The 26869-nt window shown below is 70.5% G+C and carries 19 protein-coding genes and 5 pseudogenes; 22 read left to right on the forward strand and 2 right to left on the reverse strand.

The genetic code is table 11. From position 1 onward, the window contains the following. Positions 1 to 304: 304 nt before the first annotated feature. The 16 genes and pseudogenes from ACMYLB_RS13900 to ACMYLB_RS13975 all read left to right on the forward strand — a co-directional run bounded on the left by ACMYLB_RS13900 (position 305) and on the right by ACMYLB_RS13975 (position 16801). Complete coding sequence (locus tag ACMYLB_RS13900) at positions 305 to 1984, forward strand: peptide chain release factor 3 (RefSeq protein WP_415907577.1); 1680 nt, start codon at positions 305 to 307, stop codon at positions 1982 to 1984. Between the two features lie 190 nt (positions 1985 to 2174). Then, positions 2175 to 3425 (forward strand): flagellin, encoded by a 1251-nt coding sequence (locus ACMYLB_RS13905; RefSeq protein WP_415907578.1) that lies wholly within the window; start codon positions 2175 to 2177, stop codon positions 3423 to 3425. Positions 3426 to 3518: 93 nt separating this feature from the next. Next, on the forward strand, positions 3519 to 4526 hold the full coding sequence (locus ACMYLB_RS13910; protein ID WP_415907579.1) for a hypothetical protein: 1008 nt from the start codon (positions 3519 to 3521) through the stop codon (positions 4524 to 4526). Next, positions 4523 to 5284: an alpha/beta fold hydrolase gene (locus tag ACMYLB_RS13915; RefSeq protein ID WP_415907580.1), complete on the forward strand. Its 762-nt coding sequence runs from the start codon at positions 4523 to 4525 to the stop codon at positions 5282 to 5284. Before ACMYLB_RS13910 ends, ACMYLB_RS13915 begins: the two co-directional genes overlap by 4 nt. A gap of 5 nt (positions 5285 to 5289) precedes the next feature. Further along, a complete protein-coding gene (locus ACMYLB_RS13920; RefSeq protein WP_415907581.1) occupies positions 5290 to 5709 on the forward strand; it encodes a hypothetical protein in 420 nt (139 codons plus the stop codon). A 240-nt stretch (positions 5710 to 5949) separates the two neighbouring features. Then, positions 5950 to 6384: a hypothetical protein gene (locus ACMYLB_RS13925; RefSeq protein WP_415907582.1), complete on the forward strand. Its 435-nt coding sequence runs from the start codon at positions 5950 to 5952 to the stop codon at positions 6382 to 6384. Then, on the forward strand, positions 6381 to 6941 hold the full coding sequence (locus ACMYLB_RS13930; RefSeq protein WP_415907583.1) for a YdeI/OmpD-associated family protein: 561 nt from the start codon (positions 6381 to 6383) through the stop codon (positions 6939 to 6941). Before ACMYLB_RS13925 ends, ACMYLB_RS13930 begins: the two co-directional genes overlap by 4 nt. Positions 6942 to 7078: 137 nt before the next feature. Next, positions 7079 to 7864 (forward strand): hypothetical protein, encoded by a 786-nt coding sequence (locus ACMYLB_RS13935; protein ID WP_415907584.1) that lies wholly within the window; start codon positions 7079 to 7081, stop codon positions 7862 to 7864. A gap of 16 nt (positions 7865 to 7880) precedes the next feature. Next, positions 7881 to 8219 (forward strand): annotated as a pseudogene (locus ACMYLB_RS13940) (PDZ domain-containing protein); the annotation flags it as partial. Between the two features lie 179 nt (positions 8220 to 8398). Then, positions 8399 to 11230 carry a hypothetical protein gene (locus tag ACMYLB_RS13945; protein WP_415907585.1) on the forward strand — a complete coding sequence of 944 codons (2832 nt, stop codon included), beginning with the start codon at positions 8399 to 8401 and terminating at the stop codon, positions 11228 to 11230. Between the two features lie 71 nt (positions 11231 to 11301). Next, complete coding sequence (locus ACMYLB_RS13950; RefSeq protein WP_415907586.1) at positions 11302 to 11556, forward strand: YecH family metal-binding protein; 255 nt, start codon at positions 11302 to 11304, stop codon at positions 11554 to 11556. 114 nt (positions 11557 to 11670) lie between these two features. Next, positions 11671 to 12189 (forward strand): annotated as a pseudogene (locus ACMYLB_RS13955) (ROK family protein); the annotation flags it as partial. 179 nt (positions 12190 to 12368) lie between these two features. Further along, the gene (locus tag ACMYLB_RS13960) at positions 12369 to 12650 is read left to right on the forward strand and encodes an ROK family protein (protein ID WP_415911091.1); all 282 of its coding nucleotides are present in this window, start codon (positions 12369 to 12371) and stop codon (positions 12648 to 12650) included. Between the two features lie 262 nt (positions 12651 to 12912). Next, positions 12913 to 14772, forward strand: coding sequence for an ATP-binding protein (locus ACMYLB_RS13965; protein WP_415911092.1), 1860 nt, complete (start codon positions 12913 to 12915; stop codon positions 14770 to 14772). A 43-nt stretch (positions 14773 to 14815) separates the two neighbouring features. Then, positions 14816 to 15400, forward strand: coding sequence for an HD domain-containing protein (locus tag ACMYLB_RS13970; RefSeq protein WP_415907587.1), 585 nt, complete (start codon positions 14816 to 14818; stop codon positions 15398 to 15400). A gap of 102 nt (positions 15401 to 15502) precedes the next feature. Then, a complete protein-coding gene (locus ACMYLB_RS13975) occupies positions 15503 to 16801 on the forward strand; it encodes an amidohydrolase family protein (RefSeq protein ID WP_415907588.1) in 1299 nt (432 codons plus the stop codon). Between the two features lie 51 nt (positions 16802 to 16852). On the opposite strand, the gene ACMYLB_RS13980 is transcribed toward ACMYLB_RS13975, so the two are convergent. Continuing rightward, positions 16853 to 17560, reverse strand: a complete 708-nt coding sequence (locus tag ACMYLB_RS13980) for a hypothetical protein (protein WP_415907589.1) — start codon at positions 17558 to 17560, stop codon at positions 16853 to 16855. Between the two features lie 208 nt (positions 17561 to 17768). Here ACMYLB_RS13980 and hemF point away from each other — a divergent pair, with 208 nt between their 5' ends. The 4 genes and pseudogenes from hemF to hemG (ACMYLB_RS14000) form a co-directional block, all read left to right on the forward strand. Next, positions 17769 to 18686 (forward strand): oxygen-dependent coproporphyrinogen oxidase, encoded by a 918-nt coding sequence (hemF, locus tag ACMYLB_RS13985; protein WP_415907590.1) that lies wholly within the window; start codon positions 17769 to 17771, stop codon positions 18684 to 18686. A gap of 64 nt (positions 18687 to 18750) precedes the next feature. After that, positions 18751 to 19707, forward strand: coding sequence for a uroporphyrinogen decarboxylase (gene hemE, locus ACMYLB_RS13990; protein WP_415907591.1), 957 nt, complete (start codon positions 18751 to 18753; stop codon positions 19705 to 19707). A gap of 82 nt (positions 19708 to 19789) precedes the next feature. Further along, a pseudogene (gene hemG / locus ACMYLB_RS13995) lies at positions 19790 to 20410 on the forward strand (protoporphyrinogen oxidase); the annotation flags it as partial. A 128-nt stretch (positions 20411 to 20538) separates the two neighbouring features. Then, positions 20539 to 21108, forward strand: a pseudogene (hemG, locus tag ACMYLB_RS14000) (protoporphyrinogen oxidase); the annotation flags it as partial. A 64-nt stretch (positions 21109 to 21172) separates the two neighbouring features. On the opposite strand, the pseudogene glgB reads toward hemG (ACMYLB_RS14000), so the two are convergent. Next, positions 21173 to 23319, reverse strand: a pseudogene (gene glgB, locus ACMYLB_RS14005) (1,4-alpha-glucan branching protein GlgB). Positions 23320 to 23510: 191 nt separating this feature from the next. Here glgB and ACMYLB_RS14010 point away from each other — a divergent pair. Both ACMYLB_RS14010 and ACMYLB_RS14015 read left to right on the forward strand, forming a co-directional pair. After that, entirely contained in the window at positions 23511 to 25595 is a 2085-nt protein-coding gene (locus ACMYLB_RS14010) for an LPS-assembly protein LptD (RefSeq protein WP_415907592.1), read from the forward strand. A gap of 20 nt (positions 25596 to 25615) precedes the next feature. Continuing rightward, positions 25616 to 26845: an RsmB/NOP family class I SAM-dependent RNA methyltransferase gene (locus ACMYLB_RS14015; RefSeq protein ID WP_415907593.1), complete on the forward strand. Its 1230-nt coding sequence runs from the start codon at positions 25616 to 25618 to the stop codon at positions 26843 to 26845. Positions 26846 to 26869 lie beyond the last annotated feature (24 nt).

Consider the following 26869-nt stretch of genomic DNA (forward strand, 5'->3'; position numbering starts at 1 on the left):
TTTTAGTTTAAGTGAAAGTAGCACAACCCGGCATCATTGCCGGATCGCTCGTCCGCAGAAGCACAAAATGCCTCGGGACCGCGGGCGGGCGCCAGGTGCCAGGCGCGCGCCCACTCCGCGAGGACCTCGCGCAGGTCGGACCACAGCTTGTTTTTGACGGGATCCATGCCCCTTCCATCGGCCGCCGCACCGGACGGCTTGAGCCGCCGGTTTGTAAGCCCAAAAAAGGCTTCCCTCGCCCGGCGCCGCTCCGTTTCCTGACCAACTCCATCTCTCCGTCCGTCCTCCGTCTTCCGTCCTCCGCATGTCACCCGCCCAGGAAATCGCCCGCCGCCGCACCTTCGCGATCATCTCGCACCCCGACGCGGGCAAGACGACGCTGACCGAGAAGTTCCTCCTCTATGGCAACGCCATCCACCTCGCCGGCGCCGTGAAGGACCGCAAGAACCAGCGCGCCACCGCCTCGGACTGGATGGAACTCGAGAAACAGCGCGGCATCTCGATCAGTTCGACCGTCCTCCAATTCGATTTCGCCGGCTGTGCCGTCAACCTCCTCGACACGCCCGGCCACAAGGACTTTTCCGAGGACACCTACCGCGTCCTCACCGCCGTCGACGCCGCGCTGATGGTCATCGACGCCGCCAAGGGCGTCGAAACGCAGACGCGCAAACTCTTCGAGGTCTGCCGCCGCCGCGGCGTGCCGATCTTCACCTTCATGAACAAGTGCGACCGGCCGACGCGCAACCCGCTCGAGCTGCTCGACGAGCTCGAGAGCGTCCTCGGCCTGCAGTCCTCGCCCGTCATCTGGCCGCTCGGCAACGGTCCGTCGTTCAAGGGCGTGTTCGACCGTCGCACGCGGCAGGTTCACCTCTTCGAGCGCGTGCCCGGCGGCGCGTTCCAGGCGCCGGTCAACGTCACCTCGCTCAACGACCCCGCCGTCCGCGCCAAGCTCGACGACGACACCTACGCCTCCGTCACCGAGCAGCTCGAGATGCTCGACGGCGCCGGCCACCCGTTCGACCTCGCCGCCGTGCAAGCCGGACAGCAGACGCCGGTCTACTTCGGCAGCGCGGTGAACAATTTCGGCATCGAACTCCTCCTGAATGGATTCCTGAAGGACTCCGTCCCGCCCGCGGCGCGCCGCGCGATGACGGTGAGCGGCGTCGGCCTCGAGGAGATCGCCAAGGCCGCCTCCGAGCCGGCCAACGAGTCCAACTCGCGCGTCATCCCGGTCGATTTCCCGAAGTTCTCCGGCTTCATCTTCAAGATCCAGGCGAACATGGACCCGAAGCACCGCGACCGCATCGCGTTCCTCCGCGTGTGCTCCGGCAAGTTCGAGCGCGACATGGTCGTCACGCACCAGCGCACCGGCAAGCAGGTGCGCCTCTCGTCCTCGCACAAGCTCTTCGGCCAGGAGCGCGAGACGGTCGACGAGGCGTGGCCCGGCGATGTTATCGGCATCGTTGGCCACGACGCCTTCGGCATCGGCGACACGCTCACCGAGGACCGCACGATCCTGTTCAACGAGATCCCGCGCTTCCCGCCCGAGGTCTTCACCTATATCTCCAACCCGACCGCCGGCGACGCCAAGAAATACCGCGCCGGTCTCGAGCAGCTACTGCAGGAAGGCGTCGTCCAGTCCTTCACCGCGAAGAACGCCCCGCCCGGCGCCACGCTGCTCGCCGCGGTCGGCCCGCTGCAGTTCGAAGTCGTGCAATGGCGCCTCCAGAGCGAATACAACGCCGAGTCGCGCCTCGCGCCGACGCCGTGGACGCTTCTCAAGTGGGTCGTCGTCCCCGAATCGATGAAGGGCCCGAAGGGTTTCGACAGCTCGCGCATCATCGTCGCCACCGGCGTCAGCTTCGGCGCGGACAAGTTCGAGAACCCCGTCGTGCTCTTCCCGAACGACTGGACGATGCGCTACTTCGTCGAGAAGAACCCCGAGCTGAAGCTGCTCGACCTCCCGCCCGAGCAGCAGAACTGAGCCGCGGACACGAGCGGCGCGAAGCGCGCCCGCATCGGTCGCCTGGCGCGCCGCTTGAGCAATTTCTGGGAAAAATGCGCGCCGGCTAAACTTGGCGCGCCCGCGGACGATTTGTCCCGCGTCGCTAAGTTGCACGAGTGACACCGCGCGGCACGGATGCCGCTTCTCCACCCCGGAACAAGGACGTGCCATGTCAGTCGTGATCAATACCAATTCTGCTGCGACGATCGCCGCGAACAACCTCGCGACGTCCTCGGCGTTCCTGCAGCGCAGCCTCAACCGCCTCGCCAGCGGCTCCAAGATCATCAACCCGCAGGACGACGCCGCCGGTCTGGCGGTGTCGATGAAACTCGCGGCCACCGCCCGGCGCCAGAACGCCGTCTCCGCCAACCTCGGCAACGCCGTCTCCTACCTGCAGACGCAGGACGGCGCCCTCATGGTGGCCGGCAAAGTCCTGAGCCGCATCGGCGAGCTGAAAACCCTCTACGCCGATCCGACCAAGAACTCGGACGACCTCGCAAACTACCAAGCCGAGTTCGCCGAGCTGCAGACCCAGCTCACCTCGCTGAGCAACGAGAAATTCAACGGCGTGAGCCTGTTTGGATCGACCGGACTAACCGTGGAGATGACCGCGGACGGGAGCACTGGGAGCACCGCCTCCGTCGGAGCGGCGGCGTTGATGGGCACCAGCGCGCCTTCGATATTCTCGGATAACTTCGCCAACCTCAGCCAGTGGCCCACGCAAATGGGCGGGCCCACCGTCTCGGGCAACAGCCTGTCATTGAATAATGGCGGCGGTGTCGCCACGGCGCAGACGTTCAGTGGGGCGCTCCAGGTCACGTTCACGGTTCAGTTGAGCGGCGCCGGCGCACAGGCTCAGCTCGGTTTCCTTGGCGGCGGCGTCGCCAGCGATCTGTCCTATGGCGGTCTCATCAACGACACTGCCGCGCACTCCGTCAGAGTGGTCTTCGATGGTGTAGGGAATGCCTCCACTTATCTCGACGGTGCGGCGACCGCCGCGCAGACCTTGAGTGGTCTCACCGACAATAACGGACTCGTTCTGCAGAACACCTCGGGGGGCACCTCAGTGGTGAGCAATTTCAGTGTGACCGCGGGTGCCGGCGCGCCGAGCAGCACCTCCACGGTCGCCAATGCCACCGACCTCGGCTCGCTCAGCCTCTCCGACGTCACCGCCGCCACCCAGCAAATCGCCACGCTTCGCGCCAACAACGGCGCCCAACAATCGCGCCTCCAGTTCGCGGACGAGGTCCTGCGCGTGAACAAGGCCAACATCGAAGCCGCCAACAGCCGCATCACCGACGTCGACGTTGCCGAGGAATCCACCTCGCTCGCGCGCTACAACATCCTCGTCCAGTCCGGCACCGCCATGCTCACGCAGGCCAACCAGTCGGCCCAGATGGCGCTGCGCCTGCTCGGCTAGCGGGAAATTTTTTCCTACCGCGGCGAATCCGGCGTTGAACGCGCCGCCCCCTTGCGCAATTTGGCGCCTGGGTCGTCCTCGCGTTCCCCGCCCATGCGTCGTCTCTTTCGCCGCCTGCTTCTCGGTCTCTGCGCCCTCGCCTCCTGCGCCGCGCTTCCTGCCGCCGAATTTCCCTGGCCCGGCCGCGGGTCGCTCGCGCTCACGGTGCCGCCCGGCTGGGACCTCACCGGCCACTCCATCGGCGGGGGCGGAGCCTTCGCCTTCACCGCCCGCCCCAAGTCCGGCGCCGCCGCCACGCTCCAGATCACCGTCGCCCACACGCCGCCCGAGAGCCCCGTCGATCCGGCCCGGCTCACCGCCACGCTCGAGGCCGCCGTGCACGACTACCTCGCCGGCTCGGTGGAACAGAAATTCTCTCCCCAGCCCCTGGCCCTCGCCCAGGGATCCGGTGTCTTCGTCCAATTCACCGACGCCTCCCTCGTCGGCCAGCCGCCGCAGCCGGACAACTTCAAGGTCCTCCGCACCGCGATGATCGCCCTCGACGACCACGCCCTGGCGCTGGCCTCGCTGCAGTTCAACGACCCGACGGCGCGCGAAGTCGGCGAGATGATGGCGGCGCTGGCGAGCCTGCGCTACACCCGCACTGCGCCCCCGGCTGCCGCCGGCCCGTTCCGGTTCAGCGTTGCCCAGTCGCGGCTCGAGCTCCGCTTTCCCGAAAAGCCCGCGTTCTCCGCCGAGCAGGTCCGGGACCGCTACTTTCTCGGCCACAGCGCCGAGTCGCGCCTCACGGCCAGCGGCTGGTTCGAGCCGGCCGAGCGCTACGGCGGGCTGCAGAAGTTCTGGCGCGGCGAATCCGCCGCCCTGACCAAGAACGGCTTCGCGCCCCACGGCGTCGAGTTCGCCCGGCAGGGCGACTGGGAGGTGATCCACTACCACCAGGATCTCCCCGGCGACATCCGCATGTGCCACCTCCGCGCCGAACTCGTCCGCGCCGGCACCTGGATCGACCTGCACCTGTCCGCCACCGGCGCGGAGCCGCTCGCCGCGTTGCGCGCGCGCCTCACGGCCTTTCTTTCCGCCCTCGTCATCTCCGAAAAATGAAACCGCTGCTGCTCGCCTGCCTCGCGCTTTTCACTCTCGGCTCCGCGCTTCGCGCCGCCGACGCTCCGGCCGCTCCGGCCGCGCGGCCCGTCATGCTCATCGTCCACGGCGCCTGGGGCGGGGCCTGGCAGTTCGCCAAGGTCGATCCGCTGCTGCGCGAGAAAGGCTTCGATGTCCGCCGCGTCACGCTCACGGGCCTGGGCGAGCGCTCGCACCTCGGTTCGAAGGACATCGGCCTCGAGACGCACATCCAGGACGTCGTGAACGTCATCCTCTTCGAACGCCTCGAGAACGTCATCCTCGTCGGCCACAGCTACGGCGGCATGGTCATCACCGGCGTCGCCGACCGCCTGCCCGCGCGCATCCGGAAACTCGTCTACCTCGACGCCATGCTGCCGAACGACGGCGAGAGCGCGCAGGACGTCATGGGCAGCTCCGAGTGGATCGCGAGCATGACCAAGGACGGCATGATCGTCCCACCGTGGGTGCGCCCGGGCCAGCCCCACCCCTTCGACGTCCCGCACCCCGCCAAGACCTTCACCGATCCCCTCGCGCTGAAGAATCCGGACCGCGAGAAAATCCCCGCCGTCTACATCCTCACCGTCGACCCCGGCAAGAAACCCGAGGAGGACGCCTTCTGGAAATCCGCCGAACGCGCCCGCGCCCGCGGCTGGCCGGTCACGATCATGGAAGCCGACCACAACCCGCAATGGCGCAAGCCAGTCGAGACCGCGGAGCTGCTGGGGACGCTGCGGTAGCGGTGATGAGGCTGCATTCGCTCGCGCTCGCCGTCTCCCTGGCGATTCCGGCGGTTTTCGCGGTCCGGAGTCTGCTCGCCCTGCCGGATGCAATCGCCGCGTTGGACTACGACGCGCCCTTCGATGCCTATCGCTGGGGAGCCATCTGTGGTGTCATCGCCTCGACGATCTTTTGGCTCGCGCTGGCCTATGGGCAGTGGCGCACCCGTGGCGGCTGGGGCATTGCTCTCGGTCTCCTCGGCCTTGTCAGCTTCGCCGCGCAGACCGCCCTCCTCTACCTGGCGCTGCAAAGCGGGCGGGTGGCCCCCTCGACGGACGTCTTCGTCGCTTTCGCGTTGCGAAACGCCCTTCCGGCCTGGGTGCTCGTGGGCGCCGGTTTCCTCGCCCACCTCAAGCGACCGACACTCACCGCGTCCGTCTTTTGATCCGCCTCCAATCCGCGTCGCCGCGCCCTGCCAGTTGACTCGACGAACCCGCCCAAAACGAAGGCCGCCTACCCCTAGGCGGCCTTCACCCTAACACCAAGCAAACACTATGAACGTGAAGAAAGACGCACGACCCCCGCTCCGCGTTCAAGCTTCGCGCAACTTTCTGCGCACAAGTTCACGCCGCCGACACGCGCGCGTCACCCCCTCGTAACAAGTCGGTTAAAAAACGCCCTCCGGATGAAATTTCACCGCGATCGACCGCCCGCCGCCCGCGTCGTCCACCGCCACGCCTGGCTCTGGGAACCGCTCGAGACCGAGCCCGGCTTCGTCCTCCGCTCCATGTTCGGCGCCAAGGCGGTCTACCTCGACGGCCGGATCGTGCTCTGCTTCAGCACCGGCGAGGAGCCGTGGCGCGGCCTGCTCCTGCCGACCGACCGCGTGCATCACGATGCGCTGCGCGCCGAGTTCCCCGCCCTCGCCGTCCACTCCGTCCTCGGCAAGTGGCTTTACCTCCCGGAATCGTCCGATGCCTTCGAGCGCACCGCCTCCGCCCTGGTGCAGCTCGTCCGCCGGCGCGATCCGCGCCTCGGTGTCGTGCCGCCGCCGAAGAAACGCCAACGCCCGCGCCCGCCCGCCCCGCGCCCGTCGCGTTCCTGCCGCCGCAAGCCATGACCCCGCGTTTCTTCCCCAACGCCGCCGCCTTCCGCGCCTGGCTGGAGCAAAACCATGCCACCGCCTCCGAGCTCTGGGTCGGCCTCTACAAGAAGCACGTCGCCCGCCGGGGCCTGACCTATGCGGAAGCGGTGCTCGAGGCGCTGTGCTTCGGCTGGATCGACAGCGTCATGCGCCGCATCGACGACGAGAGCCACATGCAGCGCTTCACCCCGCGCAAGCCGGGCAGCGTGTGGAGCAACATCAACGTCGCCCACGTCGAACGCCTGACCCGCGAGGGCCGCATGGCGCCGGCCGGTCTCGCCGCCTTCGCCGCGCGCTCGACCGCGAAGACCGGCATCTACTCCTTCGAACGCGCACAGCCCGCCGTCCTGCCGCCGGCGCTCCTCCGCGCCTTCAAGGCCAACGCGGCCGCGTGGAAATTCTTCTCCGCCCAACCGCCCGGCTACCGCCGCGTCACCACGCACCACGTCGCCTCGGCCAAGCAGGAGGCGACGCGCCGGCGCCGGCTCGAGAAGCTCATCGCCGCCTCCGCCGCGGGACGCCGCCTCGACTGAACGGCGCTCGCCCGGCATTGCGCCCGGGCCGTCCGGCCCTCCCGCTCGCGCTTATACGCGGCATCACGCGCGCTGCGTTCCATGGCGAGCGCACGATATGCGGAGCCGCCACCCGCCGATCGGCGTATCCTGCCGCGATGAAACGGCACTGCGCGCCCGCGGCGGGCGGATCGTCCCGATTCAACCTCACCCCGCTCCGGCCGGGCCTCCGGCGCCCAGCGCTCGGCCTGCTTTCCTTCGCCCTCGCCGTCGCGGTCGGCGCCAGCGAGCGCGCGGTCGTCCGCCTCGCCTGCCCGCTCGACGGCACGGAATTCGAGGCCGTGCAGGAATTCTCCGGCTACGCCGAGGGCCAGCGGCTCGACCTGCGGAAAATCGGCCCGATCAGCCAGCCGCCGACGCTGGCGCGCTGCCCGCAGTGCGGCTTCCCGCTCTTCACCCGGCATCCCGACGCCGCGGAAGCCGCACGCCTGCGCGCCCTCGTCGCCGGCGAGCGCTTCCGCACCGAGGGTCGCTCGGCCGGACCGTGGTTTGCGCTGGGCGTGCTGCGCGAGGAGCTGCACGCCGATCCGTTCGAGATCGGCTGGACCTACCTGAACGCCAGCTGGGAGGCCGAGGACGAGGACGGCGATTACGCGCGCGCCGCGCAGCGCGCCCTGGCGTGGTTCGACCGCGCCGCCGACGCGCTGCGCGCGGACCGCAAACGCTCCAAGGACGGACTCGTCGCCCGCTACCTCGGCGTCGAGCTGTGCCGCCGACTGGGGCGCTTCGATGCCGCTCGCCAACGCCTCGACGCCCTCGTCGACGCCCGCGATTCCGCCCTGCCCTGGCTGCCGCGCGCGCTCGACGCGCAGGCGCGCCGGATCGCCGCACGCGACGCCGCCCCCGACGACGGGCGCGCGGAGCCGCCGCGCCCGCCGCGATGAAGCGCCCTCCTTTTCCATGAAACCCGTGCCTCGTCACTCCTGGCGGTCGGTCATCGGCCGCATTTTTCTCCTCGGCGGCCTCCTGCTCGGCGCGGGTGTGGCCGTGCCGACCGCCTCGGCCCAGCGCGGCGGACGCACGGCCCCGGCGGCGGAAGGCCTGACTGCCGCCGACACCAGCATCGGCCTGCGCCTGAAGACGAACGACACGCGCGGCGGGCAGGTCGTCGTCATCGACAAGATCCATCGCGGCACGCGCGCCGCCAACATGGATCTGAAATCGGGCGACGTGCTCACGCACGTGAACGACCAGCCGGTGGCCTCGCTCGAGCAGGCCGCGCAACTGATCGAGGCGTGGGCGTCGAACCAGGAGGGCTCGCTCTCGCTCCAGCTCTCCCGGGGCAAGGCCAAGGTGAAGTTCTTCCTCTACCCGCTCGCCGACACCGCCGGCAACGGACGCCCCGTCCGCCCCCTCCGCCCGGGAGTGCCAGCCGCACCGCCACCGGACGCAGCGCGGGCGCCGCGGCCACGGAGCAGGTGCTGGCCGCCAAGCGCGAGGCCCTCCGCGGCCGCCGCTTCCCGGCCAGCCAGACGCCCGGCACGCTCGCCCGTGGCGACATCAGCGATCCGTGGACCATCCCCGGCCTCGCCCCGCGCTCGACCGACGGCGCCGGCATCAACGTCCTGCGCCGCGTCTTCATCGATCCGGCCACCGGCGAGCTGGCGTTCGCCGGCAACTACGATCCGGCGTTCGCCACCGGCCCGATCGACTACTCGACCCTGTTGCACGACGCCCTGCGCAGCCCCGCGCCGTCGTTCAGCCTCGAGCCGACCGCCGCCGCCAAGGCCGCCGGGGCCGCCTTCGTCCGCCAATTCGACCAGCAGATGCAGACCAACCTGGGCAATCTCGCCGCGGGCAAGGCGTGGCTGCTCGGCATTTTCAACCAGCTCCTCGGCCATCCCGCTCTCGAGGCCGACCGCCAGCGCTTCGTCGCGCGTGGCGTCGAACTGCTCGGCGTGTCGGCGGACGAGATCCCCGGCTGCGTGCGCGGCATGCTCGGACAGGCCCCGGCCGGTTCGCCCGAGTGGGCCCTCTTCTGGTCGCAGTGCTACACGAAACTCGGCAGCCTGGGCGGCGCCACCTTTGTCCGCGCGAGCGCCGCCAATGATTCCGCCGGCCTGAGCATCGCGCTCGATCTGCTGGGCGTGCTTCCCACGATCAACGCGATCCGCCAGCAGAAACAGGCCGGCGCGCTGTCCGAGGCACAGGCCCAAACCCAGGCCGAGGTCGCCATCTGGGGTGGGATTTTCCGCAATTGCGGCGTGCCCGACCAGCGCTGGCAGGCCGCCGGCGATCGCGCCGGCCGGAGCGGCGACATCGCGGCGTTCCGCGCCGTGGCCGACGACATCAACGCCAACCTCGTCCGCGAGCGCATCATCGAGCCGTGGCTCAACGGCCTCGTGCTGTCGGAGAATTTCCTCCAGGTCATGCACCGCCTGCCGCCGCTGGAGGTCGCGCCGGTCTGCCTCGACGGCCTCGCGCCCAACTCCGAACTCGCGCGCACGTTCCTCGCCGCCGACTGGACGCTCAAGACCCTCGGCACCACGCCCGAGCTGGCCCGGCGCGTGCCCGGCCACGTCACTCCCAGCCAGTTCGCCTTCCGCCTCGAGACCGAGCGCCACGTCTACGAACTCGGCGATATCAACGTGCGCTTCTGGCTCGTGCCCGAGGCGGTGGCCCTGCAGGCCGCGCCCGACGGCAGCGTCGTCACCTTCGGCGACGCGCGCCCCGGCGTGCGCGCGAAGATCATCAGCCACGACCGCTGCAGCTCGAACGCCGCCCGCCGCCTGGCGGAGGACGCCATGCAGGGCTACGCCGCGATGCTCACGACGCGTTACGCCGACTACGCGCGCGCGCTGCCGGAGCTGCACCGGCTCCGCGAGGCCGCCAAGGTGATCGCCCTCGTCCGCTGGGCCCAGGCGCGCGGCACCCCGCTCGCGCCGCCGCTGCCGCCCGCGCCGGCGGCGCCGCTGCCCGCCCAGTTCCAGCGCGGATTCTGGACCGGCAACTTCGATTCCTCCGGCGGCCGGACGTTCTTCGGCCTCGTCGCGATCGGCGGCGTCGACTTCGGTCCCGACACCGGCAGCGGCTGGGTGCAGGCCGGCGTCGATCCCGCGCTCAAGGCCACGGCGCTCGGCCAGCTCGTCGGCAGCGCCGGCCTCGGCCGCGCCGCGCTGGAGGCCGCCGGCCGCGGCGACTTGGAGGCGGCCCGCGCGCTCGCGGATCAGAGCGCCCGCGCGATGACCGGCGACTTCGACTTCACCGGCCATCCCGCGCTCGCCGGGATCCCGGAAGCCTCGCCGCCCTCGCCGGTCGACGCCGTCTTGCTCCAGACCGAGGTGCTGGCGCAGGCGCGCCAGAACATCGACGCGATGGAGCGGGCCCAGAAAATCCTCCGGCAAACCGGCGCCGGCGACCTGCCGCGCGCCGAAGCCCTGGGACAATGGACGCGCGGCGAGGAAAACCTGAAACAACTCCAGACGCTGCTCACCCCGCAGGCCTCCCCGCTGCCCGCCCGGCAGGTCGTGCAGCTCCTGCGCAACGGCGACTGGGGCAGGCTGCCGAAACCGCAACCCGTCGCCGCCGCCCCCGCCGCGCCGGCCCCGCCGCCCGCCGTCGATCCCGCGGAACGCGCCCGCCTCCGCGGCGAGATCACCCAGCTGCGCACCGAGCTTTGCCGCATCCAGGCGCAGCTGCGGCGCTTCAACGCCACGGTCCAGTCCGACCTCGACCAGCGCGCCGAGTGGGAGAAAGTCACCAACGACGCCTACGAGAACGCCCTGAAGCGCGCCCAGGAGAAATTCGAGGAGTTCAGCGTCGATTTCCCGAGCGACATCCTGAAGGAGAAACTCGAAACCGTCACCGACCCCGCCGAGCGCGCCAAGATCGAGCGCGCCCTGCGGCTGGTCGACCGCTTCAAGGACGCCTACACCACCCGCGACTTCTCCGAGTGGGCCGCCAAGGAGGAGTTCACCCGCGAGGAGATCATCGAAGGCATCAAGCTCATCGTCTCGATCTGCGGCCTCGACGAACGCCTCAAGGAATACCTGGGCAAGAAGTGGGGCCTGCAACGTGCCATCGCCTTCTACGAGGCCGGCGACGAGCTGCTCACCTCCGCCTACGACGTCACCGCCGAGGTCGTCGCCTGGCGTCGGCTCCAGCAGCTCAACCGCAACAGCGACGCCTTCCTTCAGGCCACCGCGGCCTCCGGCCGCCGCCTGCGCGAGGTCATCGCCGCCATCCACGAGCGCGAGGTCCGGCTCGGACTCGATCCCGGCAGCACCAAGGAACCCTGCGCCGCGCCCTGACGCCGCAAGATCCCGCCAGCGCTCGACAAGGCGCGCGCAGCCGCCACGGCGCGCGCCTGCTTGAATGGCGCATGTCTCCTTCCCTGACTCCGAGCATCCACGGCCACGAAGTCATGGACGCCATGCAGGCGTCCGGCCGCCTCTTCACGCGCACGAGCCTCGCCGCGTTCATCGTCGAGCGCTTCGGCCCCGGCACGCGCTTCCACACCTGCTCCGCCGACGGCATGACCGCGCCCGAGCTCGTCGATTTCCTCGCCGCTCGCGGCAAGTTCGCCGGCACCGAAGAGGGCTTCACGCTCAACGCCGCCAACGTCTGCTCGCACTGATGCCCGCAGCGCGGGATTGCGCGCCCCGCTCCGGTCCGCTCAACTGCCCGCGATGAGTTCCCCCAAGTCTTTCTCGGCACCGACAGCGGCGCCACCACCTCGAAGACCGGCGGCGTGTTCGCCGACGGCACGATCATTTCCCATCAGCTCCGCCAGAGCTCGACCAACTCGCAGGCCGGCACCGCCGCCGTCGTGCGCGGCTGGATCGACGGCGTGAACGGCTTCCTGGCCGAGAACCGCCTGACGTGGGCGCAGGTCCGCGGCGTCGGCCTCGCCATCCCCGGCCCCTACGACAGCTACGGCGTGCTCGGGCGCTCCGCCAACCTGCCCGCGAGCTTCGCCGGCTGGGATTTCCACGCCGACTACGGCCGCGCGCTGGCCGAGGCGGCCGGCCGCGCCATCCCGCTCATCGTCGGCAACGACGGCAACTACGGCGGCGTCGCCGAGGCCTTCCGCGTCTGCGCCGGCCGCAAGGCCGGTGTCGTCATGCTCGCCCCCGGCTCCGGCCTCGGCGCCGCCTACGTCAGCCCCGAAGGCGCGCCGCTCGACGGCGACACGCTCTGCGGCATGGAGGCCGGCCACATGCCCGCGGCGCTCCACCTGCTGGGCAACATCCGCCCCTTCCACTGCGGCTGCGGCCGCGACTGGGGCTGCATCGAGGCCTACACCACCATCTCCGGCCTGCCCCAGCTGCTCGCCGAGTTCCTGAAAAATTCCCGGACCACCCGCTCGCGCAATCCACCGCGCCCGACAAGGAGAAGGCCCTCTCCCTCCGCGGCCTGGCCCAGAAGGGCGACGCGCTGGCCAACGCCATCTTCGATTTCCAGGCCCGCGCCCTCGGCCTGCACGTCGCCTCGCTCGCGGTCTCGCTCGACCCGGAGTTCGTCGTCATCGGCGGCGGCCTCATCGACCCGCACGCCACGACGGAGGAGTTCCGCGCCCGTTACCTCAAGGGCATCCACGACGCCGCCCTGCCCTACCTGTTCCCGCAGCAGCGCGCGAAGCTCAAGGTCGTCCCCGCCACGCTCGGCGAGCTCTCCCAGGCCATCGGCGCCGCCCTGGTCGCGCGCCACGCCTTCGCCGACAAGGCCTGAGGCCGGCCGGCCCCCGCGCTTGACACGCACCGGTCCCCGGCCGGACCAGTCTGCCGTTGCACGCCGCGCCCGGGCGCCCCTTATTCGGCGCATGCTCCTTCGCCTGCTTCTCCACGCAGCGCTCGTCTGCGGCGTGCTCATCCCGCTGTCCGCGGCGGAGAAGAACCGGGTGACCGAGCTCGAGCAGCAGCTGCGCAGAGCCACCGAGGCCGAGCGGTCCCCGCTGCTCGTGCAGCTCTCCGCCGAGGTCGAGGCCGACGACATGCAACTCGCCTGGGACTACGCGCAGCAAGCCCGCCAGGCCGCCCGCGGCCGCACCGACGAAGTGCGCGCCGACATCCGCCTCGCCTTCCTCGAGCGCCGGCGCGGCCACTACAAGGAGGCGCTCGCCCTCGCCACCGACGCCCTGGCCCGCGCCCGCGCGCTCGGCGACGACACCCTGCGCGCCGAGGCGCTCCTCGCCACCGGCTGGACGCAAAGCAGCCTGGCCAACTTCCCCGCCGCCCTCGAGACCTACCGCGAACTCGTCCCGCTCGCCGAGCTGCGCGGCGACCCGGCGTTCCTCGCCCGCACCCACGTGGCCCTCGGCATCGCCTACGCCGATTCCGGCCAGCCGGTGCTCGCCCGCCAGGTCTACGAGACCGCCCGCGGCTACGCCGAGCGCAGCTCCGACCGCCGCCTCCTCGCCTCGGTGCTGAACAATCTCGGCAACATCGCGATGGACACCAGGGACTACGCCGCCGCCCGCCGCTACCACGAGCAGGCGCTCGCCCTCCGCCTCGCCAGCGCCAACGACCAGCGCGGCCTCGCCGATTCGCACCAGAATCTCGCCGAGGTCGCCGTCGCCGAGGGGCGCCCCGACGAGGCCGTGGCGCACGTCGAGCAGGCCATCGCCACCCACGCCAAGCTCAACCTCAAGCGCAACCTCGCCAACGCGCGCCTGACCTACGCCGCCGCCCTCCTCCAGCTCCGCCGCCCCCAGGACGCCCTGATGCAGCTCCAGTCGGCCCAGCAGCTCGCCGACGGCCTGGACAGCGCCACCATGCGCGAGCGCGTCGCCCGCGCCTTCGCCGCCTTTCACGAGCAGCAGGCCGACTACCGCGCCGCCCTCGACTGGGAGCGCAAGGCCGCCGCCGCCCACAGCGACGCCGTCGGCGAGCGCTCCCGCCAGCGCCTCGACTCGCTTCAGGCCCAGTTCGACGCCGAGCGCCGCCAGCATCAGATCGACACCCTCAAGCGCGACCAGGCCGAGAAGGCGGCCGCGCTCGCCGCCGTGCGCTGGCAACGCGCCACCCTGCTCGCGCTCCTTGGCCTCGGCGGCGTGCTCGCCTTCGCGTTCACCAGCCGCATCCGCACGCAGCACCGCATCGCCCAGCGCGTCCTCGCCGAGACCCGCGCGGCCAAGGAGGCCGCCGAGCAGGCCGACGCGCTCAAGTCGCGCCTCGTCGGCATGGTCTCGCACGACATCCGCGGGCCGCTGCACAACGTCCTCCATTTCGTCGAGGAAGCCCGCCAGGAGCGCACCCCGGCCGCCCTCGCCGCCACCCTGGACCTCGTCGCGAGCGAGACCCAGCGCGTCGCCGCGCTCGCCCAGGACCTGCTCGACGCCGCCGCCCTCGAAGTCGGCCGCCTCGAGCTTCACCGCACCCCGGTCGACCTGGCGGAGATCGTGCGCGCCACGCTCGGCCAGCTCGAGCTCGCAGCGCGCGCCAAGGACCAGACGCTCGTCTTCGACGCCGGCCGGCGCGACGACGGCGTGCTCGAGGGCGACGCCGCGCGCCTCGCCCAGATCGTCACCAACCTCGTCAGCAACGCCGTGAAGTATTCGCCCCGCGGCGCGCCGATCCGGCTCGCGCTCGAGCGGACCGCCCAGGCCGTGCGGCTCCACGTGCGCGACCGCGGGCCGGGCATCCCGGCGGCGGAGCTCCCGCGGCTGTTCCAGCCTTTTTCGCGCCTCTCCGTCCAGCCGACCGCCGGCGAATCCACCGTCGGCCTCGGGCTCTCGCTCGCCCACGACCTCGTGCGCCTGCACGGCGGCACGCTCACCGTCAGCTGCCCGCCCGACGGCGGCAGCGTCTTCACGGTGGAGCTGCCGGCCGGCGGTCCCACCGTGGTGGTCTGACTCGGCGGTTGCGGCGCGCGGCGCACCGCTCAATCGTCCGGGCATGACTCCCGCGGAAATCCACGGCCTGCTCACCTTCCTGCGTCGCGCCGAGCGGCTCAAGACCGTCACGCGCACCTCCTGGACCTCCGAGGGCAAGCAGGAGAGCACCGCCGAGCACACCTGGCGCCTCGGCCTCTTCGCGCTGAGCGTGCGGCCGTGGTTTCCCGAGCTGAACTTCGAGCGCGTGCTCGCCATCGCGCTGGTGCACGACCTCGGCGAGGCCGTCAGCGGCGACATCTCCGCCGTGCTCCAGGTCGGCGCCCCGCCCAAGCACGAGCAGGAGCGCCGCGATCTGCTTCAGCTGCTCGACGGCGCGCCGGAGGCGGTGCAGCGGGACCTCGTCGCCCTCTTCGACGAATACAACGCCGCCGCCACGCCCGAGGCGAAATTCGTCAAGGCCTTCGACAAGCTCGAGACCATCCTCCAGCACAACCAGGGGCGCAACCCGGCCACCTTCGACTACGCCTTCAACCTGCCCTACGGTCAGGCCTACACCGCCGGCCACCCGGTGATCGTGAAGCTCCGCGAGATCCTCGACGCCGAGACGCGCGCCCGCGCCGCCGGCGACCGCCCGCCGCCCCTCTGAGGCCGGACGGGATCGCGGCGGGCCGCCACAGCCCGCTTGCCACCGGCGCGCAATCCGGTTTCGTGCCGGCATGCTTCGTCGTCTCCTCCCCTGTTCGCGGCGATGAGCGCCGCCGCGGCGTTCGCCGCCGAACCCGCGACCCCGGCCGCCCCGCGCCTCGTCTACGTCAAGGCCGCCCGCCTGCTCGATCCGAAGTCCGGCACCGTGCTCCCGGACCAGGTCATCACGATCGAAGGCGACCACGTGAAGGCCGTCTCCGCGCTCGCCGCCACCACCCTGCCCGCCGACGCGCACGTGATCGACCTCGGCAACGCCACCGTTCTCCCCGGCCTGATCGACTGCCACACCCACGTCACCAGCCAGCCGGAGAATTTCTACGAGGACCTCTTCCGCAAGAGCCCGATCGACGAGGCGACGACCTCGCACCTCTACGCCCGGCGCACGCTGCTCGCCGGCTTCACCACCATCCGCAACGTCGGCGCCGGCAACTACGTCGACTTTGCGCTCCGCCGCGCGATCGAGAAGGGCGAGGTCGCCGGCCCGCGCATGCAGGCCAGCGGCCCCGCGCTCAGCGCCACCGGCGGCCACGGCGACCTCAACGGCATGTCGCCCTACGTGCGCTTCGAGGGCGACATCAACGGCGTCGCCGACGGCGTCGACGCGGTGCGGAAGAAGGTCCGCGAGAACATCAAATACGGCGCCGACGTCATCAAGATGCTCGCCACCGCCGGCGTGCTCTCCGAGGAGGAATCCGTCGGCGCGCCGCAATACCAGCTGGACGAGATGAAGGCCATCGTCGAGGAGGCCGCGCTCTGGGGCCGCAAGGTCGCCGCCCACGCCCACGGCGCCGAGGGCATCAAGATGGCGATCAAGGCCGGCGTCGCCTCGGTCGAGCACTCGAGCTTCATCGACGACGAGGGCATCAAGCTCGCCCTCGAGCACGGCACCTACCTGGTCTTCGACATCTACAACGACGACTACATCCTCGCCGAGTATTCGCGCCTCGGCTACCCGGACAAGATCATCGAAAAGGAGCGCAAGGTCGGCCGCACCCAGCGCGAGAATTTCGCCCGGGCCGTGAAGGCCGGCTGCAAGATGGCCTACGGCACCGACTCCGGCGTCTATCCGCACGGCTGGAACGGCAAGCAGTTCTTCCACATGGTCAAGTGGGGCATGACGCCGATGCAGGCCATCCAGGCCGCCACCGTGAACGCCGCCGACCTGCTCGGCTGGCAGACCAAGGTCGGCCAGATCGCCCCGGGCTTCTACGCCGACCTCATCGCGGTCAAGGGCGACCCGCTGGCCGACGTGACCGTGCTCGAGAAAGTCGACTTCGTGATGAAGGGCGGCGAGGTCTACCGGGACAGGCTCGCCGGCCAGCCGGTGAAGCAGTTCGAGTGACGCGCCGCCTCGCGTCAGGGATTGCCGGCCGCCCGTTCCGCGGGCGGCTTTTTAATGCCCGTGCTCGAGGAAGAGCATCATCAGCCCGAGCACCGCGAAGATCGTGCCGAGCAGCGCGGCCTCGTAGCGTTCGAGCCGCTGCAGCGGCAGCTTGGAGAAGCCCACGAGCGTCAGCCAGGTGAACAGCAGCATGCCGATCAGCGTGCCGGCCGCGAGGATGCCGCTGAGCACGACGAAGCCGCGCCAGCCGTAGTGCACGCCGGAGAGGTAGACCGGCAGGAAGCCCTCGCAGGGCGACAGCGTCAGCATCATGAACAGCCCGCCAATCGCCGCCCAGTCGCCCGCCGAGCGCGAGACGAGCTTCGAGTCGGCCAGCTCCTCCTCCATGTGCGTGTGCTCGTGCGAGTGTCCGCAGTGCTCGGACTCCTCGTGCCGGCCGCCGGCGTGGTGGTGCAGCACGCCGCCGCGCGCCTGCCGCCAGTAGAACCACGCGGCGATGACGAGCAGCGCCCCGCCGGCGACGCGGTTGAACAACTCGCCGAAATGCTCGTCGAGCTGCAGCCCCAGCCAGGCGATGCCGAGGCCGAGCAGGCTGGTCAGCAGCACATGGCCGAGCCCCGCCGCCATCGACACCGCGAAGGTCTTCCCCCGCGCCCAGCCTCGCGCCCGCGCCACCAGCACGAACGGCAGCCAGTGCGTCGGGATGGCGGCGTGGAAGAAGGCGACCGTGAAGCCGGTCGCGGCGAGAGTGGCGAGCATGGGAGGAGCGGAAGGGAGAAAGAATCGGCGGGCGCCGCCGGTGTCGAATCCGGACTTTAGCAAAGTCGTCAAGCGCCCGCGCCCTCCCCGCGACAAACCACGCGCGCATCCCGCCAACCCCTGCGCGGCGAGGGCGCGCGAGGCTTGTTACCGTTGGATAAGGTTGTTGCCGGCCGTCCGCGGCCGGTTTTCCTAACCTCTTCCACGCATGTCCGTTCCCAATCTCAACGCCGTCAGCAGCTACCTCCTCGCCCTCCAAGACAGCATCTGCCAGACGCTCGAACACGAGGACGACGGCGGCGCTTTCCGCGAGGACCGCTGGTCGCGGCCGGAGGGCGGCGGCGGCCGCTCGCGCGTGCTGGAGAACGGCGCGGTGTTCGAGAAGGCGGGCGTGAATTTTTCCCACGTCGCCGGCCAAACCCTCCCGCCCTCCGCCACCGCCAGCCGGCCCGAGCTGGCGGGAAAGCCGTTTCACGCCATGGGCGTGTCGCTCGTCATCCACCCGCGCAACCCCTACGTGCCGACCAGCCACGCCAACGTCCGCTTCTTCGTCGCCGGCGAGGGCGAACAGGCGCACTGGTGGTTCGGCGGCGGCTTCGACCTCACGCCCTACTACGGCTTCGAAGAGGACTGCGTGCACTGGCACCGCGTGGCGCGCGACGCGTGCTTCCCGCACGGCGCCGACCTCTACCCGCGCTTCAAGAAGTGGTGCGACGACTACTTCTTCCTCAAGCACCGCAACGAGCCGCGCGGCATCGGCGGGCTGTTCTTCGACGACTTCAACGCCCTCGGCGCCAACGGCAGCTTTGCCTTCCTCCGCAGCGTCGGCGACGCCTACCTGAAGGCCTACGTGCCCATCGTGCAGCGGCGAAAGACGCTGCCGTTCGGCGAACGCGAGCGCGACTTCCAGCTCTACCGCCGCGGCCGCTACGTGGAGTTCAACCTCGTCTGGGACCGCGGCACGCACTTCGGCCTGCAGAGCGGCGGGCGCACCGAGAGCATCCTCATGTCGCTGCCGCCGCTGGTGAGCTGGCGCTACGATTACCAGCCGCAGCCCGGCACGCCCGAGGCGCGACTCTACGACGTTTTTCTCAAGCCGACTGACTGGGCCAATTTCCACGCATGAATTCCCGCGAACGTTTCCTTCAAGCCGTCGCCTGCGCGCCGCTCGACCGCCCCCGCTCTGGGTGATGCGCCAGGCCGGGCGCTACCTGCCCGAATACCGCGCGCTCAAGGCGAAGTCGTCCTTCCTCGAGATGGTGCGCACGCCCGAGCTGGCCGCCGAGGTCACGCTCCAGCCGCTGCGGCGCTTCGCGCTCGATGCCGCGATCATCTTCTCCGACATCCTCGTCATCCCCGAGGCGCTGGGCCAGGGCTACAAGTTCCGCGACGAGGGCGGCATCGCGATGGAATACCGCCTCGAGAACCGCGCCCAGCTCGACCGCCTCAACGTCGCCGGCGTCGCCGAGCGCCTCGACTACATGGCGCAGTCGCTCGCGCTGGTGAAGCGGGAGCTGAAGGGCGAGCGCGCCCTCCTCGGCTTCGGCGGCTCGCCGTGGACGCTCGCCACCTACATGATCGAGGGCGGCAGCTCGGAGGACTTCTCCCGCATCAAGGAGCTGTTCTTCACCGACCGCGCCTTCTTCGACGCGCTGATGGAGAAGCTCACCGCGGCCGTGATCGAGTTTTTCCACATGCAGATCCGCGCCGGCGCCGACGCCATCCAGATCTTCGACTCGTGGGGCGGCATCATCGCCGGCCAGGACTACGAGGCCGCCTCGCTGCGCTGGATGCGCCAGATCATCGCCGCGATGCCCCCGGGCTTCCCCGTCATCCTCTACGCCAAGGGCTGCCCGATGCAGCTCACCGACATGGCCTTCTCCGGCGCCAAGGTCCTCGGCGTCGACTGGACCGTCGACCTCGGCGTGGTCCGCCGGCTCGTGCCGAACAACGTCGCGCTCCAGGGCAACCTCGATCCGGTGCTGATGAACACGACGCCCGCGATCGTCCGCCGCGAGGCCACGCGCCTGCTCGAAACCATGCGCGGCGGCAGCGGTCATATCTTCAACCTCGGCCACGGCATCATGCCGTCCGCGAAGATCGAGTGCATGCAGGCGCTCGTCGACACGGTCACGCAGTGGCGCTGACGGATTTCCCATGAACACCTCACCGCAAAAATCAGTCGCGATCATCGGCGCCGGCATCGCCGGCCTCACGGCGGCCTACCGGATGCACGCGCGTGGTTTTCGCGTGCAGGTGTTCGAGCGGGGCGCCTCCGCCGGCGGCGCCATCCGCACGCTGCGCGAGGACGGCTGGATCGCCGAGTGCGGCCCCAACTCCGTCCAATACGGCGCGCCCGAACTCAAGCAGCTGGTCGCCGACCTCGGGCTCGAGCCCGACCTCCAGATCGCCAATCCGGTGGCGAAGAAGCGCTTCATCGTCCGCGGCGGCAAGTTCGTGCCGGTGCCGATGGGCCCGGGCTCGTTCCTCGCCACGCCGATCTTCGGCGCCCGCACCAAGCTCTCGCTCTTCACCGAGCTGTTCAGCCGCCCGCGCATCCGCCACACCGACGTCAGCCTGGCCGAGCTCGTCCGCTCGCACTACACGCAGGAGCTGGTCGACTACGCCGTCAACCCGCTCATCGCCGGCATCTACGCGGGCGACCCGGAGAAGCTCTCGGTCAAGAACGCCTTCCCCAGCCTCTGGGAGGCCGAGCGCCTGAAGGGCTCGCTGCCCCGCGGCTTCCTCGCCCTCGCCAAGGCCCGGCGCGCGGCCGGCGCGCCGAAGAAGAAGGGCCCGGCGCCGATCGTCTCCTTCCGTCTCGGCCTGCAGCAGCTCATCGACACGCTCGTGGCCAAGCTGCCCGCCGGCGCCGTGGCGCTGAACACGACCGTCGAGACCGTCATCCCGGGAAGCCGCACCGCCTCGTCTGCTCGCGCGGCCCGGAGAAGTGCGGCGGCGAATTCGACTACGTCGTCCTCGCCGTGCCCGCGCCGGCGCTGGCGCAGCTCACGTTCGGCACGCTGGCCGAGCGCCCGCTGGCCACGCTCGACACCATCACGCATCCGCCGGTCTCGTCGCTCTTCCTCGGCTTCAAGCGCGAGGACGTCGCGCATCCGCTCGACGGCTTCGGCGGCCTCACGCCGGAGAAGGAGCGCCGCGACGTGCTCGGCATCCTGTTTTCCTCGACGCTCTTCCCCGGCCGCGCGCCGGAGGGATACGTCGCGCTCACGGTCTTCACCGGCGGCATGCGCCAGCCCGAGCACGCGCGGCTCAGCACCGAGCAGCTCCTGCAGCGCGTCGACCGCGACCTGCGCGAGCTCGTCGGCGTGCGCGGCAAGCCGGTCTTCGTGCGCCACACGTTCTGGCCGCGCGCCATCCCGCAATACCAGATCGGCTACGAGCGGCACTTCGAGACCATGGCCCGCCTGGAGGACCGCCATCCCGGGCTCTTCATCGGCGGCCAGTGCCGCGACGGCATCTCCCTCCCCGACTGCTGCAAGAGCGGCGAAAAGCTGGCGCAGCGCGTCGCCGAGTGCGCCCGGTAACGCCGGCGGCGGACCGATCGGGCCGCGACGCGTCGCGACGATCCCCGCGCCCGGCCGCGGCGGCTCAGCCGGCCGCCGTCCACTTGTAGACGAGCGTGCTGAGGCCGGGCAGCGTGAGCGCGAGCGATTGCGCCTGGCCGTCGCACGGCGTCGCCTCGGCGGTGCGGCCGCCGAAGTTGCCCACCCCGTTGCCGCCGTAGATCTCGGCGTTGGTGTTGAACACCTCGGCCCAGTGGCCGGGCTGCGGCACGCCGACCCGGTAGCCGGCGCGCTCCACGGGCGTGAAGTTGCCGATCACGAGGTAGAACGTCCGCTCGTCGGGCGCCACGCGGAGGAAGCTGAGGACGGACTGGTCGCCATCGTTGGCGTTGACCCAGCGGAAGGACGGCGGGCTGAAATCCTGGGCGGAGAGGACCGGATCGCCGACGTAGAGCCGGTTGAGATCGCGCACCACGGCCTGGATGCCCGCGTGCAGCGGCGTGTCGAGCAGGTGCCACTCGAGCGAGGCGTCGTGATTCCACTCGCGCCACTGGCCGAACTCGGCGCCCATGAAGAGCAGCTTCTTGCCCGGATAGGTCCAGACCAAGCCGTAGAGCGCGCGCAGGTTGGCGGCCTTGTCGGTGTCGGAGCCGGCGCCCATCTTGCCGAGCATCGAGGCCTTCAGGTGCACGACCTCGTCGTGGGAGTAGACCGTGATGAAGTTCTCCGAGTATTGGTAGACCATGCCGAAGGTGAGCTTGTTGTGCGCCCACTTCCGGTAGACCGGGTCCTTCTGGAAATAGGCCAGCGTGTCGTGCATCAGGCCCATGTTCCACTTGTAGTCGAAGCCGAGGCCGCCGTCCTGGGTCGGCCGGCTCACCATCGGGAACGCCGTCGACTCCTCCGCGATCGTCACCGCGCCCGGATAATACTGGTGCACGAGGTCGTTCACCTGGCGGAGGAAGGCGATCGCCTCGAGGTTCTCGCGGCCGCCGTAGCGATTGGGGATCCACTCGCCGGCCTTGCGCGAGTAGTCGAGGTAGAGCATCGAGGCCACCGCGTCCACGCGCAGGCCGTCGATGTGGTAGCGGTCGAGCCACGACAGCGCGCTGGCGATGAGGAAGCAGCGCACCTCGTGCCGGCCGTAGTTGAAGATCAGCGTGCCCCAGTCCATGTGCGCGCCGAGCCGCGGGTCCTCGTGCTCGTAGAGGTGCGAGCCGTCGAACTGCGCCAGCGCGAAGCTGTCGCGCGGGAAGTGCGCCGGCACCCAGTCGAGGATCACGCCGATGCCGCGCTGGTGCAGGTGGTCGACGAAGAACTGGAAGTCGTCCGGCGTGCCATAGCGGTGCGTGGGCGCGAAGTAGCCCGACACCTGGTAGCCCCACGAGCCGGTGAACGGATGCTCCGCCACCGGCATGACCTCGACGTGCGTGAAGCCGAGTTGCACCACGTAGTCGGCGAGCAGCGGCGCGATCTCGCGGTAGTTGAGCGGCCGCCCGCCGTCCTCGAGCACGCGGCGCCACGAGCCGAGGTGGACCTCGTAGACCGACATCGGGCGGTCGACCTGGCCGGCCTGCTCCGCGCGCTTGGCCATCCATGCGCCGTCGCCCCAGGCGTGGTGGTTCACGCTGCGGACGATCGCGGCGTTGTTGGGCGGCGACTCGAAGTAGGTGCCGTAGGGGTCGGTCTTCAGCCGCTGGTGGCCGTGGCGGTCCCAGATGGCGAACTTGTAAAGCTCCCCTCGCCCAGCCCGGGCACGAACAGCTCCCACACGCCCGAGGCGCCGAGCGGGCGCATCGGATGGTAGCGCGCGTCCCAGCCGTTGAAATTGCCCACGACCGACACGCGCGACGCGCTTGGCGCCCAGACCGCGAAGGCCACGCCGGGCACGTCGCCCAGCCGGCGCACGTGCGCGCCGAGCTTTTCGTAGATGCGGTGCTCGTTGCCCTCGTTGAACAGGTAGAGGTCCTGCTCGCTCAGCGTGGGCAGGAACGCGTAGGCGTTGGAGACCTGGTGGATGTCGCCCCACGAGGTCTGGTAGCGCAGCTGGTGGCGGAAGACCTCCTTGCGCTTCGGGATGAACAGCTCGAAGAAGCCCTCCGGCGCGAGCAGGTCCATCGCCAGCGCGGGCGCGCCGGGCGCGTCGAGGTCCACCACCTCGCACTTCACCGCGCCGCGCACGAACGCGCGCACGACGACGCCCTTGCGCCGACCCACCGTCACCGGGTGCATGCCGAGCCAGCCGTGGGGATTGGACTGGCGGTTGTGCAGGAAGGCCTCGAGCTCAGGCGCTGGGATGATCACGGCGGCTTCACTCTGGCGGACGCCCCGGCAGCGTCTAGCGCAAATCACCCGGCACCTTTCCCGCGCCCGCCAGTCGAAATCTCGTTGCGCCACCCTCCCCGCCCCGCCAGTTAAAATCGATGCTCCGCCGCCTGGTCCTCCGCCTCCTGCTCGCCGCTCTCGCGGGCACAGCCGCCCGCGCGCAAACCGCCGGCGCCATGCCCGACGTCCGGGGCAAGGAATCCGTCTACGACGACCGCACCAAGGAGCTGGTCGTGCGCGGCGACGCCCGCCTCGTCTGGGGCGAGATCGTCCTCACCGCCGACGAGATGCGCTACCGCCGCGAGACGAACACCGTGGCGGCCTCGGGACATTTCATCCTCACCGACGGCGCGCGCCGGCTCGTCGCCGACCAGGGTTCGTATGACCTCACCTCGAACACGCTGCACGTGCACAACCTCCGCGTCGGCGAGTTCCCCGTCTACCTGACCGGCGAGTCGGTCGACGGCACGTTCGAGAAGCTGGTCTTCACCAACGCCACGATCTTTTTCCGCGAGAACGCCGCCTACGCCCCCTCCATCCGCGCCCGCAAGGTCGTCTACGAAAAGGGCCAGATCGTGGCCGGCGAGGGCCTGCAGCTCGGCCTGCTCGGCAGCCACTTCGTCTCGCTGCCGACGTTCCAGCACGAGATCGGCACGGAGCTGTTCTCCTATTTCGTCGGCAAGGTCGGCTATCGCCGCAGCCTCGGGCCCTTCCTCGAGGCCGACGGCCGCATCCCCGTCGCCCCCGGCGTCAAGGCCGGCGCCGACCTCGGCCTCTACGGCTCGCGCGGCGTGATGGCCGGGCCCGCGGCGACCTACCGCCTCGGCGGCGACAACGACTACGCCGTCGGCGGGCTCGCCAGCGGCTTCATCAACGACCACGGCGACCGCAAGACCGACCTCCTCGGCCGCCCCGTGCCGGAGAACCGCGGCTTCGTCGAATGGTGGCACCGCCAGCGCATCGGCGAGCACTTCACCCTCGACGGCCAGTTCAACTACTGGAGCGACTCCGAGGTGCTGCGCGACTTCCGGCCCAAGCGCTTCTTCCCCGTCCAGCAACCCGACTCCTACCTCGAGGGCACCTACGCCGGGGAAAACTACCTCCTCAGCGCCTTCGCGCGCGTCCATCCGAACCGCTATCATCAGGTGCAGGAGCGCCTGCCCGAGATCCGCTTCGACCTGCTCCCGAGCGCCGCCCCCGCCGGCTTCTACCAGCGCGCCAGCGCCAGCCTCGCCGTCCTCGAGGAGGACGCCTACCTCAACCGCCCCCAGCAGCGCTCCACCCGCTACGACGCCTACTACGGCCTCGAGCGCCCGATCGCCCTCGCGCCGTGGATGACCTTCACGCCCGTCGCCGGCGGCCGCCTCACGCGCTACGCCGACGCCGTCAACGGCAAGGACACCTACACCCGCGCGATCGGCGAGGTCGGCTTCGACGCCCGCCTGCGCGCCGCCGGCACCTTCGACTACAAGAACCCGCTCTGGGAGATCGACGGTCTCCGCCACCTCGTCGAGCCGCGCCTCTCCTACCGCTACGCGCCCGAGGCCGACTCCGGCGCCCGCTACATCCCGGCGATCGACCGCCGCGTCTTCTCCACCTACCTGCAGCCGCTCTCGATCGGCGACCAGAGCAACGTCGACGACCTCGCCGCGATGAACACCGTCCGTCTCGCGCTGAACAACACGCTCCAGACCCGCGGCGCCAACGGCGGCTCGCGCGACCTCGCCGCGCTCAACTTCGCCGCCGACTACCGCTTCGAGCGCCCGGCCGGCCAGCGCCCGCTCACCGACCTCCACACCGAGCTCGCGCTCACGCCCGCCGACTGGATCCGCTTCTCCGTCTACGAGCGCTTCACGCCGCAGACCTCCGCCCAGCAGGAGCTGAACTACGCCCTCGAGCTCACCGACCAGGAGTGGTGGGCGGCCAAGCTCAGCTCGCACTTCCTCCGCGACGACTACGAGGAATACGCCCTCGATTACCGCCAGCGCGTGAACGAGGTCTTCGATGTCGTCGGCCGCTGGCGCTACGACGTCCGCCACAGCCGCTTCAACGAGCAGACCTACGGCATCTCCCAGCGCCTCGGGCAGACCTGGTCGATCAAATACGAGGTCTCCTTCTCCGAGGGCCCGCGCCGCGAAAGCAACTTCGGGTTCAACCTCGAGGTCGAGCTGCTGAAGTTCTGAGCCGCGCCGCGCGCGAAGCCATGAACCCGCGCATCGCCGCCAACCAGCAGCGCACCTTCCTCGGGCAGCTCGCCCTCGTGCGGCCCCACGTGCGCACCGACAGCGCGCTGCCCCGCCGCATCAAGGAGCTGCTCGGCCGCAACCGCGCCCTCGGCTCGCGCGACCGCCGGCTCTACCGCGAGCTGCTCTACACCGTCATCCGCTACCTGCCGTGGGCCGAGCCGCTGCTCGCACGCGACGAGGACGCCGCCGCGCAACTCGCCGCCTGGCTCGCGCCCGAGATGAAGGACACCGCCGCCTACCGCGCCGCGCTCCTCGAGGGCTGGCCCGCCACGCCCGCGACCCTGGCGGAAAAATCCGCCGTCCTCCGCGCGCGCTTCCCCGCCGACACCTTCGAGCCCGCCGCGCTGCTCCCCGCCTGGTTCCGCGCACACTGCCCCGCCGCCTTCACGCCGCCGCAGCTCGACGCCCTCCTCGCCCGCGCGCCCATCTGGGTCCGCCTGCAGGTGAACGACCGCGCGATGGTCCTGGACGAGTTCCGCCGCCGGGGCTGGGAACCGCGCGCCACGCCCGTCTCGCCCGACGCCTTCGCCCTGCCGCCCAACGCCGAGGTCGCCAACACCGACGCCTACCGCCGCGGCTTCGTCGAGATCCAGGACCTCGGCTCGCAACTCGTGCTCGCCCACGCGCCCGTCCGCGCCGGCGACCGCTGGCTCGACGCCTGCGCCGGCGCCGGCGGCAAGTCCCTCCAGCTCGCCCACGCCGTCGGTCCCACCGGGCGCGTCGACGCCAGCGACATCCGCCCCGCGATGCTCGAGGAGCTGCGCGAGCGCGCCACCCGCGCCCGCCTCACCAACGTCCGGCTCGTCCGCGCCGCCGACGGCGCCTACGACGGCGTGCTGGTCGACGCCCCGTGCAGCGGCTCCGGCACCTGGCGCCGCCTGCCGCACATGAAGTGGCACACGCAGCCCGAGACGATCCCGCAGTTCGCCGCCCAGCAGCTCGCCATCCTCTCCGCCAACGCCGCCCACGTCCGCCCGGGCGGCTGTCTCGTCTACGCGACCTGCTCGCTCAGCCGCGTCGAGAACCACGACGTCGCCGCCGCCTTTCTCGCCGCGCAGCCGGAGTTCTCCGCCGAAAAACCCGCCTGCGACCTCGGCGGCAGCTTCGACGGTGCGGGCACGAGCCTGCTGCCGGCCACGCACGACAGCGACGGTTTCTACGTCGCCGTCCTGCGACGCCGCCCCTGAGCGATTTCCCCCTTGCGCGCCCCC

Origin of the sequence: Oleiharenicola sp. Vm1, assembly GCF_047777955.1 — a bacterium.
GTDB lineage: Bacteria > Verrucomicrobiota > Verrucomicrobiia > Opitutales > Opitutaceae > Didemnitutus.